Source organism: Porifericola rhodea (assembly GCF_030506305.1).
Taxonomy (GTDB): domain Bacteria; phylum Bacteroidota; class Bacteroidia; order Cytophagales; family Cyclobacteriaceae; genus Catalinimonas; species Catalinimonas rhodea.
Genome location: NZ_CP119421.1, coordinates 127,403 through 140,717 on the forward strand (window position 1 = coordinate 127,403; position 13,315 = coordinate 140,717).

The window sequence follows — 13,315 nt, forward strand, 5'->3', positions numbered from 1 at the left end:
TATTTTGCTGGGTCAATCTGTGGGAATTTACAGCTAAAAAAATGTAGTATGCACTATCGTACAGACAAAAAAAATAAGCCTGCACTTTAATAAGCGCAGGCTAAAAAATATTTATTTAAGAGCTGCCAGGGCTTCTTCGTACTTGGGTTCGTTTACAATTTCGTCTACCTGCTCTTTGTACACCACTCTGCCTTCTTCATCCAGCACTACTACCGCACGAGAGTGCAATCCGGCAAGCGGACCATCGGTAATTTCCAGGTGGTAGTTTTTACCGAATTCTCCTTTGGCAAAGTCCGATAGCATCACCGCGCTTTCTATACCTTCCGCACCGCAGAAACGTGCCTGAGCAAAGGGTAAATCTTTGGATATACAAAGCACCACTGTGTTATCCAGCTCATCAATTCTTTTGTTGAACTCCCTTACCGATGCGGCACAGGTAGAAGTGTCTACGCTAGGAAAAATATTCAGTACTACTTTAGACCCATGAAAATCTTTAAGAGATACACGAGAAAGGTCGTTCTTAACCAGTTCAAAGTCAGGAGCCTTTTCTCCTACCGCCGGTAGGTCGCCCAGGGTGTGAATAGGATTGCCTTTTAATGTAATGTTAGCCATTGTGTAATGTTAATTAATATGAATTATACCTTTGCCTAACGAAGCAAAAAAATCATTGTTTATCTAAGTTAAACATCTCGTATGAATATGAGAGTAATTCCGCGCTTATGCAATCATCTTTTTCCCGAAAATAATGGATAGTCACGCGCAGCTTAGTAGTTAGTCAATCAAGCATAAGGCTCTGGTATTTTGTAAGTGAGAAGCAACAAGGTAGAAAAAGTCAGCTCTGGTTTTTCTTTCGGGAGTAACCCTTAGCCTATTGTTTTCACTGATTTTGCTACCTGAGTAGTAGCTAAGAGTATGAAGATAGCGTAAAGTTTTATTGTAATATTATCACCAAAACAAATAGGATAAACACTACTTATTTATAGAAAGTAAGGCTCTCTTCAGTTTTGTCTTTGGAAAACCAAAGAGAGCCTTATATTGCTATTAACTACTGATATTCAATATTTTATAATAACACACAAAGTTGATTTCAGGGAGCATACACTTATGGTTATGAATTGAATACCGCTTACAGACAGAGCCTTTTACTCTAAATTACAACTCAATAATTAGATACCTTTTCAATAGTTATTTGCTACGATCTACCCTACCCTTTTCGTTGATCTGCCAACAGATGTTGCCAGTCTGACATATAGTTGCATTGTAAAAGGTTTCTCCGGCAACCATCTCTATTGTGTATTTTGACTCACTCATGCCAAGCTCTTTTACCTCATGAGCATACTTACCATGCTCTCTGAAGTAATCGTTCTGACGATAGTACACTTTTCTGAGCTCCCATTTAATGTACTCTGATTCCGGTATGCTAAAGCTGGCATCTCCTTCGCCAACAATGGCAGTATCAAACACCAGAAAGCCCCAGGTTTCGGGTCGGTGCATATTAATATAGCTCTGGGCAGTCCATACCCAGTTATCTTCCGGATAAGACTTATTGGTTTCAGGGTTAATTTTCTTTTTGTAGTTATCATCTACCACTTCGGTTTGCCACTCTACCCTGGAAAAATTGATGCGCCAGTACTCTCCATTGCCGGGCATCTTACCGGTGGCTGACTTTTCTTTCAGCACTTTCCAGGGCATAGCTATTTCTACAGACCAGCCCTGATCCTCATCTTCTGGATTGTTAAGTGTGCCTCTGACATTTACTGCAGTTTTGATTCCTCTGATATCCCAGGAGTTTAGCACTACATTTCTGTCATCACGATAAGGAGCAGTAAGCATCAGGTCCCAGATGGTATTCAGGGCGTTCATTTCAAACTCATAATAAAAATGAGAATCCCCATCCGGATCTATAAAAACCTCAAAATCATTGTCATAAAAAATAACAGCATCTCTTTCGGTTAGAGTGCCCCACACGTGTGGCTCTTCCATGTCCGCGGCAATGTACAGGTATTGGGAATCCCAAAGCATTTTGGCCCGGGTAGCAAAGCGGGGCTTAGGCATATGCTCGCCCTCTATATCAATAAATTCGTCGGTCCAGGGTGCTTTCTCCCAGGAGGCTTCATCCAGTTTGCCATCTATCTGTAGTGGAGCCTCGCTCTGGTAACAGATGTAGTGCTTGGGGGCAAAGTTCGGTATGCGAGACTGTGCCGAAGCCGCTGAAGAAAAAATGCTAACTATTAGAAAAAGGAGTGTGATTCTGATAAACATAATCTTAGTGTAGATAGTAGGTACTTTATACAAGCTGGCAAAAATAATAGCCATATTCTTATTTCAATGCATAGGCATATTTTTAAGGATGAATTACTCATAAATTCATTACTGTTTTATGTATTTATACCTTATAATTGATACTTATTTATTAGTTTTGTACCCGGCAAACAGCCTTTTACTGAGCTGTTCGCTTATCCTCCACCTGAATAAACTTGCATGTTTCGGCATATAAAGATCAGAGAAAAACTGACTTTAGTAATGCTAGGCTTGTCCTGCCTTGCTATCGGTTTGTTAGGCACTCTCTTTTATTACCAGTTTGAGTCTGCACTGGAAGAGCGTGTATTACTTCAGCTTTCTTCAGTAAAGCAGCTTAAGGTGATGCAGGTAAAAAATATGATAAAAGAGAGAGTGGAAGGCATACAAAACATTAAGGCGCAAGGCTTGGATAGCAGCCGTCAGGAGTATGAACATCGTCTATTTGATAGCATTCATATAGTCGCGTCGGGTAGTTCTTTACAGCTTGAAAATTACAAGCTAGAAATGCCTTCAGTATGGCCTCAGGAAGATATTGTAATCCAGGATTTAAGTACCCAACATCCTGCTTCAGTTATTACGCTGGCTTTTATTGCCCCTTTGGGTGAACAAGCACTGGTCTGTATTACCAGTTTACCGGAGATACAGTCTATACTTATGGAAAGAACCGGGCTGGGGCAAAGTGGAGAGTCCTATCTGGTAGGTCAGGATTTTAAAATGAGGAGCCGTTCCCGTTTTTATCCACAAAAAGCTCCCACAGATATTGTGGCCAAAACTAGTGGAGTAATCAGAGCCCTGGACGGACAAACAGGAGAGGCAATTATAGAAGATTATCGCCACGTACGGGTATTTAGTGCATATGAAAGAATTGCTCTTTACGGGCTAATATGGGTCATACTTTCTGAAATGGATTATCAGGAAGCCCTTTTTCCCTTACACAGCCTTCGTACCAATTTTTACTGGATGCTTTTGGTTTTGTTCGCGGTGATCCTGATAGCTTCTTATCAGTTGGCAAGGGTAGTGGTTCGCCCTTTTATAAGAATGGAGACATACCTGAATGCTATGGCTAAAGGGCAGCTGGTAGAAACTAAGGCGGTAAGCAGAAAGGATGAAATCGGAAGAATGTTTAGCGCGCTCCATCAACTAACCCATGTTCAGAAAGAAGTGATTGCTTTCGCAGGCAACATTGGCAAAGGTAACTTTGAGGCAGAGTACAAGTTATTAAGCAATAATGATAAACTGGGGGCCGCATTGCTTCAAATGCAAAAGCAGCTCAAAAATTATCAGGAGACAGAGGCTAAGTTAATTCGGGAAAACCGTCAGGCCATTATACAGGGAGAGGAGAAGGAACGCTCTCGTCTTTCCAAGGAGATTCATGATGGACTTGGCCCCTTACTAACCAGCCTTCGCTTCAGGATTCAGGCACAGAAAAGTATAAACGAAAAGCAGCAGCAGGAACTTTTACATACACTGGATGAAACCATTAGAGAAATCCGCCGCATGTCTAATAATCTGATGCCTAGCGTTTTGGAAGATTTTGGAGCCGGAGAGGCTATAGCTAACCTGGTAAATCAACTTAACCAAAGCACACCAGTTCATATCCTCTACGATAAAGAGACGGAATTACATACCCGCATTCCCAAAATGGTCAATATTGCGCTGTACCGGGTAGCCCAGGAAGCTATTAATAATGTGATTAAGCATGCCGAAGCCAGTGAAATAAAGATCTCGTTTACAGAGTTTGAAGATCATGTAGGGCTATTTATCCGCGATAATGGTTCAGGGTTTGACACAAAAAGTGTATTTTCGGGTAGCGGACTACGAAATATGCGGGAACGCATCAAACTGGTAAATGGTACTATAGACATTCGTTCTGGTAAGAACGGTACCATTGTAGAAGTAGAAATTCCTTTATAGATGGCTCTTATTGATATTATGATAGTGGACGATCATCAGTTGTTTAGAGAAGGCATAGTTTCTCTTCTGGCAGATGATGGGGATATTGAGGTGATCGGTGTAGCTTCTTCTGCCGAAGAGATGCTGAGCAATCTCAAATCTACACATCCGCATATCGTGCTTATTGACATTAGTATGGGAGAAATGGATGGACTGGAAGCTATTCGCAAGGCCAAAGTGAGCTATCCCAAAATAAAGTTTATCGTAATTACTATGCATGCAGAGGGGCAGTATGTAGTAAAAGCTGCCCGACACGGGGCACATGGCTTCTTACTAAAAAACACTGATGGCAAGGCCCTTTCTGATGCCATACACACTGTATTTGAGGATAAGAAGTACTTTAGCGAAGATGTTTCTCTGCTTATGGTAGATAATATGGCTCTGGAGGGGGAAAGTGACAAGAAGCTATCTAAAAGAGAGATGGAAGTTCTTAAGCTGGTCTCTAATGGCAAAACAACCAAAGAGATTGCTGAAGAATTATTTGTAAGTACCCGCACCGTTGAGACTCACAGAGTTAATATGATGAAAAAACTGAAGGTGCAGAATACCGCAGAACTTATCAAGAAGGCTGCTCATCTTAAAATGGTATAACATCCGTATTTTTTCGGATAAAAATTTCAAAAATTTTTGGGAGCTAACAATTCATTCAATTAGCGTATATATAAGTAGACTATAATGTAGACTTAAATACGCTATGAAGAAGATAATTTTTATTTTACCCGTTTTTGTATTCATCAGTAGTTTAGGCCTGGCCCAGAGCAAAAATGACCTTAAAGGGCCTAAGGCTAAAAATTATAAGCACTGGAAACATGATGACAGCAGTAGTGCATTACTTTTTACCGCTGAAGAAGAAACTAAAAAAGGTCCGGCAGCCAAGAATCAGAAAGTCTGGAGAAACAACCCCGCTACTATTCAATCTGCACAGGCAGTAGACTTAAGCAGTACTCCTCGCCTTAAAGGACCAAAAGCTAAAAATACCCCTCCTACTGAGAGGTATACAACTATAGAAAACACTACTGCTAAAGTAGAAGAATAGTTAGCAGGATAGTTTATTCTTTCTTTCAACTTAAATATGAATCACGATCTGGTAAAACAGGTCGTGATTTTTTTATGCCTTAAAGTTTAGAGTCTTACACATCTATATTTTCGTGAAAACTGAGCTCCATACTGTTTAGCTCTAATGCACATAGCTGGTGGTAGCCCCTCTTCTGATACACACAGCCATTGTCTATACCTAGCATAGGAAAAGACTCCAGTCGTTCTATATTTGCTTTAATCTGAGTGCGGGTGCGTATCCTGTGTCCATGCACAATTAACCTATCTTTTAGCCACTCTCTGTTGATTCTTGGCGAGTCTTCAAAAGACCACAACATAGTTTCACGATCGCTCAAAGGGTTTATTTTGTCAAAATTAAGTCCGGCATGCACAAAGATGAACTTGTCTTTAAGTAAGTAATGATCCATGGACTGAATCAGCTCTATGTATTTTATGGGTATATCTTTAACTGACTGAACGCCAAAGCTATTTAGTGTATTTTCTCCCCCATTGTAGTATACCCAACTTCTGGCTTCCAATGACTCGGGCTGTTGGTAGGCATGTAGTAACATAGCTTCGTGGTTTCCTAAAAGGCAATGCACCTGATAGCCTTGCGCCCGCATTCTTAATATCTGGTCTAACACCCCTTTGCTTCCAGAGCCACGGTCTATATAATCTCCCAGTAAAAACAGTTCATCTTTCTTTTGCAGGTCAATTTGTGCTAAGAGAGCACTCAGGGTGCGGTTGCATCCGTGAATATCACTAATAGCAAAAGTTCTCATCTCAGTTTGTGGTTATAATGTAGTATGAAGTGATGTAACGGTTTAGTACGGCTTGTGTTGTTTTGAACAAGCACTACTATTACAATTCATCATTTCTTTAAAAGTATAATCTTTATACCTATTAAGCTCCAACTTGATGTAGCTTTTCCATGATGACTGCCTGACTAAGTTTAAACCGTAAAGGGTTTCCTGATCGTAAAGATCGTGGTACTCATTGCTAACGGTAAATATGCTATCTCTGAGCGCTAAATAGTTTTCCAGGCTGTTAGCCTGACTTTCTTTCAAGTGTAGTAGCGCTTTTCTCAATTTACGGGCGCAGAGTTCTGCGATATCAAAATGGAGCTTTTCATGCAAAAGGAGGTTGATATCGGTAGTATCTCTGGTATAAGATGCCTTTCTAAACACGGCTGTAAGTACATTCATGCATGAATCCTGATGCCAGATCGCAGGGCGGTAAAAATATACCAGCGAAGTTTTTGCCTTTGCTTTCAGGCCATATTTGATATGATGATCAAATACTGACAACTGAAAGTCTGACCATTGAAGCGTATCTATATTACTCCACTGCTTGTATTTGTTTGGGTCCAGTTCCTGAGCAGCTAGAGGGGGAAACGTCCAAAAGGAAAGTAAGTAAAGAGATATGTATTGGCACCATCTCATAGCTTTTGGCTAGGTAACAGTATTCTTACTTATAAATTAGCCAGACCAGCTAATTTATCCTAGACAGTGCGTTGAAATATGAGTGTATGCCGGCAGATGTTAACAATTCAGAGAAGGCATCTATGGCTAGCTAATAAGAGTTTCCTGCTCTTTCTTACTCATTTTATTAACGATAAGCTTAAACTTACCTGATTTAGACTTGATGATGTCACTCTCCTGCACATATCTGATAGTATAGTTTATTTGATTACCTACAAAATCTTCAACTTGCTTTTTAAGAAGTGCCTCATCCGGAGCTCCGTATTCTTTGTTTACTACCATATTGATATAAAAGGTATAAGCATCTTCCTGCACGATCTGACTAAATAGCACATGATTGACCCCGTCAAAAGCTCCGCAGATAAGCCCCACCCTTGTTCCATCAGGTAGCAGCAAAACATCATCGCTCCTACCCTGAATTTCAGTAATACTAGCATCTGGAGCATAACCCTGCTGTGCCTGATCGGTAAGCAGTATATCATCTACCTTGTAGCGAATAAGAGGGAAGCTATCGTTAATCAGGCCGGTAGTAATTACATGTTCTTTCTCAAACTCATTGACAGAATAAAGCGAAAGCTGATCGTATGAGCCTTCGCTATTTTGTTGTAGAGCTATGGTACGTTCAGCATTACCGTACCAGTCTGCTATTTTTGTATTAAAGACTCTTTCTACCTTTTCTCGCTGATAACTATAGAGCGTCTCGGAAGAAGTGAAAACGGCAGGTATATGAAGCTGTTTGTTTAAGAGAGTAAAGAAGTTTGCCAAAGATTCTACTGAACTGGGATAAGCAAAGATGGCATTGGGTTTAAATTCCTTAATTCTGTTATAATACCACTCTGCATTTTGTAATTTAAGTTGGTAGCTGGAAAGATATAGTGTTTTGGTAAATGGATCGTAGCGCTCCTTTTCAAAAAAGTTAAGATTCGCCCGCATTACCAATGTTTTCATCCCTGGCTTATGGCCATATTGCATTCTATGGGTCCACAGGTAGGCTCCCTCCTCAACGATAGATTCATAGTTGCGATATACCCGTACAGTATAACCGGAGGTACCGCTGGTATTTGCTTTAAACCTGTTGAGCTTGCTTCCTATAAAGATATGCTCACGATTGGGCACCACATCGTGCTTAGTAATTACAGGAAGGTACTGTAGATCGCGTACAGATTTAATCTTATCTACATTAACACGATGTTTTTGATACAGGTGAGCGTAAAACTGAGATTTGTGATAAGCCTTATGAACCAGGGCTATTAGCCTTTTCTCCTGCTCAGCTTTTAGCTCCGATGCTGAATACTTGTTTAGGTTCTGAATAACTCTAAGCCTCTTATAAAAGTAAGGGCTGTATCTAAGCTGTTTTTCAAAAAACTGATTTACAAGTCTTCGCATAAGAACATAAATTTATATTGTAAGAAACCAACACAAATCTTACATATAAATTTATAACTTTTAATTTATATTCAAATGTAAATTAGTATTATATCCCTATTATTGTTTAGTAACACACAAATAAATCTACTATTAGTATACTTTTATATAATCACACCATTGTATTTTATATAAAATTTTATGTGGTAAACATCAATAAACACCACATATTATTAATATAATAATACATCCCTATAATTTTAAAAACAGTACAATAACTTGGATATAACAAACTGACTAATGCTTAAAAGCACACCTCAGAAAGTTCGTTTTTAATAATATACTTACAGGAAGGTTTAGTGCTCATAAAAAAAGGCTGAAACGAATACCCGCCAGCAGGCAGGTACCCGTTCTATCAGCCTCTTCTTTGTTCACTCTATATTCAGTTGCTGAAAATAGTGCTATATGTTAGTAGTTGGATGCCAGTGCTTCTTCCGCCTCTATGGCTTTTGTCTGAGAAAACTGGAAGTTTAAGGGATCCATTTCGTATGCTTTAGTAAAATGCTCTCTGGCTTTATCAAATTTTTTGACCGCCATAAAGTAATCTCCTTTAGAGTCGTATGGATTAGCCAGTTCAGGAGCCAATTCAAGATATTTATCAAAAGCTAGCCGGGCGCTTTCAAAATCTTCCTGCTGCATATAATAATAACCCTTTAGATTATATGCCCAGGCAAAGCTTTCGTTTTTGTCCAGAATGGCGCTCAGCGTAGCATACATTTTTTCTTCATTACCTGCCTTAAAATACAGATTGGCCAATGCAGCGTTTAAAAACTCACAGTCAGGGTATTTTTCTGCCAGTATCTCAAAATAAGGTAAAGCATGTCTTTTGTGAATCAGTGCATTTATACCTTCAAGATAAGTCTGCTCAGGATAAGTTAGAGCATAGTAGCGTACATTAGCTCTAGACATAAGTGCCTTGGCTTTTAAGGTATCTTTACTATAGGTGGTCCAGGCTTTAGTAGCTAAGGCGACTGCAAATTCGGGGTCTTCCGCGATAGCTTCGTTAAATAGCTTTTCGCTATCAATATATTGCAGGTTTAAATACTTTTCTGCCGCCTCGTTATACTTATCTAATGCAAGCTGTGAGCGGGAGGTTACAGGGAACGAGCCCATTATAGTACTTTCCTGCGCAATTACCATCGTAGTGCAGCAAATTAGAAAGAGGGTTAAATAATTGCTTATCGTTTTCATACTTCAAAACTTAAGGGTGTGCAAAAAAGAAGGGAATCTTAGCGGGTGAACAAATGAATGGCAGTATGCCAATTGTCCTGGTGACTCATGTCGGGCTTTTCAGGAGAAAAACAAGGCATGCACAAGCGAAACACGATATTAATAATTTGACAAATTACTAATAAAAAAACCAGTACTATTTAATAAATTTTAAAATCAGCAAATGGTTTTTTCTTATTAAGCCAATCAAAAAGCAAAATTACATATGGAAGCCTTATTCTTAGATGTGTATTTGCAAGATGCACTCAACTGTTATCCTCTGGTACACAGGACAGCTTTTATTGTAATACAGACAATTGTTTACTCTCTTACCTGAAGCTCATAAATAAGCAGGAAAACACCTTCCTCTCCGAGATAAATTTTATAGCTTTGCGAAAAATTAAACAGCTGATTAAAAACGTATTATTTATCTGCAAATGTCCCAGCCTTCAGCCTTATCTAAACAAAAGATCAGTTCTTCTTTAAGCAAAGAGGAGAGCTATATGGTAATGGGTATAGCAGCACTACTCTTATTCGCACTTTTTTTTCAGATAGGCTTACACCCCCTGAGGCATGAAGAGCCGCGTCGTGCTTTAGTAGCGCTGGAAATGCTGTTTAGAGGCAACTGGATTGTGCCTACAGAGGTAGGTGCCCTTTATTACAATAAGCCTCCAGTCTACAACTGGCTCATTATTTTATCTTACAAGATTTTTGGCAGCTATTCCGAATTGGCAGTACGTTTCTTCTCTGTGTTATCTTTTATTGGAATGGGGCTACTGGTATTTTTCAATGGTAAAAAGTACGTGAGCTTAAGGTTTGGGGCCTATGCGGCTCTTTTTTTTATGGTATCGGTAGATATTTTGTACTACTTCTCGCTTACCGGAGAAATTGATCTTTTTTACTCCCTGATCACACTGAGCAGTTTCTTTGTTATCTATCACTATCATAAGCAAAAACGCTACTGGCCACTTTTTCTATTCGTTTACCTTTTAGCTGCTGTGGGCACACTTACTAAAGGCCTGCCCTCCATCGCATTTGTAGGAATTAGCCTCCTGAGCTGGTTTGTTTTTCAAAGAGAATTTAAAAAGCTTTTTTTACCCGCGCACTTTGTCAGCTTCTTTCTGTTTGCCGGAATAGTAGCTGGTTACTTTTGGGTATATAGCTGGTACGAGGACCCTACACCTTTTCTTAATCGTTTAGTTTTTGAATCTAGCCAACGTACAGCTGTAGACGAGAACAATGGTTTTATAGATTTAGTAAGTCATCTTTTTAATTTTCCGCTTACTAATCTTCTGAACATTATGCCAGCCACGCTACTCTTACCTTTCGTGTTCAGAAAGGATGCAGTACGCAGGCTTAGAGAACAGCCGTTTATTACCTTTATCGCTCTTATCTTTGCAGCCAATATTCTACTATATTGGATATCTCCGGGAGCAAAAGCACGCTATGTCTATATGCTCTATCCTTTTCCGGTTATGTTTTTTGTGTACTATTATCTACTTCCCGGAGAGCATCTAAAGGAGAAAAAGACTAATATTTTGCATCGGCTAATAGTCGTACTTATAATATTGGTAGCTGCTGCCGGCATAGCTATTCCTTTTATTCCGCCACTAGCTACGCATACCGCCAGCCCTATTGTGGTAGCCGCTCTTACTACAGGTGGCGCATTGGCTATACTTTGGCTTCACCTCAAGGTAAAGGCAGTTCGTACACTAAGCCTCCTCTTACTGCTGGTTTGGGTGCGTATTATCTTCAATTTGACGGTAATACCTGTTAGGGCGGCTGATAGCTCAGAGGCTCAGGGGAAACGAGATGCTCAAAAAATCGTAAACCTGACAGATGGTAGCCCACTACATGTACTGGAAGGCTCTATGATTTCCAGAACTACCATCTTTTATATTGAAAGGCAGCGTGAGCAGGTGCTCAACTTTGAGGGGAAGATACTGCCTGATCATTATTATATGGCCTATGAAGAGGAGCTAAAACAGCAAAATAAGGCCTACGATATAATTTACCGTTTTAAGTACAAGGATGACAGTGTCTTCCTTATCAAATTTAAATAATATGAAGCTATCGCTGGTAATTACGCTATACAATGAAGAGGATAATGTACAACCCCTTCTGGAACGTATAGAGGAGGCACTAAGCGGCTATGAATACGAAGTCATTTTGGTAGACGATGGCTCTAGCGATCGTACGGTGTTTATGGTGAAAAAGTATGCCGGCGAACATGTGCGCCTGGTTATTTTCAATAGAAATCATGGCCAGACTACAGCTATGGCAGCGGGTATTCACTATGCTAAAGGTGAGTATATCGTAACCATGGATGGTGACTTACAGAACGACCCGCTAGATATACCCAGTATGCTGGAAAAGATAGAGACCGAAGGCTGGGGCTTAGTGGCCGGCCGACGCGAAAAGCGTAAAGATGGTTTTATCTTGAGGAAGCTGCCCAGCAGAATCGCTAACTCTATGATTCGTAAGCTTACCGGTGTATACATCAGCGATTATGGTTGCTCACTAAAAATTTTCCGTAGCGATATTGCACATAACCTGGGTTTGTATGGCGAACTTCATCGCTTTATTCCTGTCCTGGCAAAGCTTCAGGGAGCCAGTATTACCGAAATGGGCGTGCGGCACCATCCGCGTATTCATGGGCAATCTAAGTATGGGCTAGGGCGTACATTCAGGGTGATCAGCGACCTGATGTTAATGCTATTCTTCCAGAAGTATGTGCAAAAACCTATGCACCTCTTTGGTACTATGGGCATTATTTCTTTTGTAGTAGGAGGACTTATCAATTTCTATCTATTAATAGAGAAATTATTGGGTAATGATATCTGGGGGCGCCCCCTCTTGTTGTTAGGAGTAGTACTGGTTATAGGGGGTATACAGCTGATTACTTTTGGTTTTATGGCTGAGCTAATTATGCGTACTTATTTTGAATCTCAAAACAAAACACCTTATCGGGTCAAAGAAGTCTTTATTGGAAAATCAGCCAGCTCCGCAAAAACCAGCGTATAAGCGATACCTCAATCTGTTACTAAAGATTGGGCTCACATCTCTGGCCCTTTTTCTGGTATTCAGAAAGGTAGACTTACAGCAGGTGGGGACTATTCTCCGCACGGCAGACTATTTATGGCTTGTGCCTGCACTATTCCTTTTCCTACTTTCTAAATATTTTAATGCGCTCAGGCTACAGGAGTTTTTTCGCTATGTAGGTTTACACCTGGATACTACCTATAACCTAAAGCTTTATCTGGTAGGCATGTTTTACAATCTGTTTTTGCCGGGAGGAATTGGTGGAGATGGGTACAAAGTACTGTTGCTACGTAAAGCCAAAGGAGTAAAAACCCGTGATCTTATTACTGCCTCTTTACTAGACCGTATCAGTGGTGTAGTAGCACTGGGAGTACTGATGTTCTTCTCAGTATACTTCAGTAATATTTATGAGTATCTGGAAGCCTGGCGCTGGCTGATATGGGCAGGCATTCTTCTGGCTTATCCTCTTTATTATATTTTGCTCCGGTATTTTTTTAAAAGCTTTCTACCCATTTTCAATAGTAGTAACATCTATTCCATACTAGTGCAGACGATACAGTTGGGCAGTGTGATTATGATTTTGCTGGCACTACATGTAGATACACTATTTGCCGAATATAGTGCGCTATTTATGTTGTCTACCTTTGCTGCCATGCTTCCGTTAACTATAGGAGGAATTGGTGCTCGAGAGGCCGTGTTTGTTTACCTCCCCCCTCTTATTGGTTCCAGTATTTCTGAAGATACTTCGGTTACCTTGAGCTTACTGTTTTTTCTGATTACCGTAGTCTCTTCGCTGGGTGGTGCTTTTATTAAAGCAGAACAACCCCAGTTTGATAAAACTGAGGCTGAAATTTCTTAGCCAAATATTT

The 13,315-nt window shown here is 40.1% G+C and carries 12 protein-coding genes; 6 read left to right on the plus strand and 6 right to left on the minus strand.

What is annotated here, in order from left to right; all coding sequences use genetic code 11:
* Window positions 1-111: 111 nt before the first annotated feature.
* Together tpx and PZB74_RS00575 are read right to left on the minus strand one after the other, a co-directional pair.
* Window positions 112-612 carry a thiol peroxidase gene (tpx, locus tag PZB74_RS00570; RefSeq protein WP_302239904.1) on the minus strand — a complete coding sequence of 167 codons (501 nt, stop codon included), beginning with the start codon at window positions 610-612 and terminating at the stop codon, window positions 112-114.
* A 573-nt stretch (window positions 613-1,185) separates the two neighbouring features.
* A complete protein-coding gene (locus PZB74_RS00575; RefSeq protein WP_302239905.1) occupies window positions 1,186-2,316 on the minus strand; it encodes a carbohydrate-binding family 9-like protein in 1,131 nt (376 codons plus the stop codon).
* 165 nt (window positions 2,317-2,481) lie between these two features.
* Between PZB74_RS00575 and PZB74_RS00580 the strand changes: the two genes are divergently transcribed.
* The 3 genes from PZB74_RS00580 (at window position 2,482) to PZB74_RS00590 (ending at window position 5,290) form a co-directional block, all read left to right on the plus strand.
* Window positions 2,482-4,215 carry a sensor histidine kinase gene (locus tag PZB74_RS00580; RefSeq protein WP_302239907.1) on the plus strand — a complete coding sequence of 578 codons (1,734 nt, stop codon included), beginning with the start codon at window positions 2,482-2,484 and terminating at the stop codon, window positions 4,213-4,215.
* Window positions 4,216-4,845 (plus strand): response regulator, encoded by a 630-nt coding sequence (locus tag PZB74_RS00585; RefSeq protein WP_302239908.1) that lies wholly within the window; start codon window positions 4,216-4,218, stop codon window positions 4,843-4,845. It abuts the gene before it with no gap.
* 103 nt (window positions 4,846-4,948) lie between these two features.
* A complete protein-coding gene (locus PZB74_RS00590; RefSeq protein ID WP_302239911.1) occupies window positions 4,949-5,290 on the plus strand; it encodes a hypothetical protein in 342 nt (113 codons plus the stop codon).
* Window positions 5,291-5,384: 94 nt separating this feature from the next.
* Here PZB74_RS00590 and PZB74_RS00595 read toward each other — a convergent pair whose 3' ends face one another.
* The 4 genes from PZB74_RS00595 to PZB74_RS00610 all read right to left on the minus strand — a co-directional run bounded on the left by PZB74_RS00595 (window position 5,385) and on the right by PZB74_RS00610 (window position 9,386).
* Window positions 5,385-6,071 (minus strand): metallophosphoesterase family protein, encoded by a 687-nt coding sequence (locus PZB74_RS00595; protein WP_302239912.1) that lies wholly within the window; start codon window positions 6,069-6,071, stop codon window positions 5,385-5,387.
* A gap of 42 nt (window positions 6,072-6,113) precedes the next feature.
* Window positions 6,114-6,731, minus strand: coding sequence for a hypothetical protein (locus PZB74_RS00600; RefSeq protein ID WP_302239915.1), 618 nt, complete (start codon window positions 6,729-6,731; stop codon window positions 6,114-6,116).
* Window positions 6,732-6,857: 126 nt separating this feature from the next.
* A complete protein-coding gene (locus PZB74_RS00605) occupies window positions 6,858-8,156 on the minus strand; it encodes a phenylacetate--CoA ligase family protein (RefSeq protein WP_302239917.1) in 1,299 nt (432 codons plus the stop codon).
* Between the two features lie 447 nt (window positions 8,157-8,603).
* Window positions 8,604-9,386, minus strand: coding sequence for a tetratricopeptide repeat protein (locus tag PZB74_RS00610; RefSeq protein WP_302239919.1), 783 nt, complete (start codon window positions 9,384-9,386; stop codon window positions 8,604-8,606).
* Between the two features lie 455 nt (window positions 9,387-9,841).
* On the opposite strand from PZB74_RS00610, the gene PZB74_RS00615 reads away from it, so the two are divergent.
* The 3 genes from PZB74_RS00615 to PZB74_RS00625 are packed head-to-tail and all read left to right on the plus strand — an operon-like array spanning window position 9,842 to window position 13,305.
* Window positions 9,842-11,467 (plus strand): ArnT family glycosyltransferase, encoded by a 1,626-nt coding sequence (locus PZB74_RS00615; protein ID WP_302239920.1) that lies wholly within the window; start codon window positions 9,842-9,844, stop codon window positions 11,465-11,467.
* Between the two features lies 1 nt (window position 11,468).
* Complete coding sequence (locus PZB74_RS00620; RefSeq protein WP_302239922.1) at window positions 11,469-12,428, plus strand: glycosyltransferase family 2 protein; 960 nt, start codon at window positions 11,469-11,471, stop codon at window positions 12,426-12,428.
* A complete protein-coding gene (locus PZB74_RS00625; protein ID WP_302239924.1) occupies window positions 12,391-13,305 on the plus strand; it encodes a lysylphosphatidylglycerol synthase transmembrane domain-containing protein in 915 nt (304 codons plus the stop codon). Before PZB74_RS00620 ends, PZB74_RS00625 begins: the two co-directional genes overlap by 38 nt.
* Window positions 13,306-13,315 lie beyond the last annotated feature (10 nt).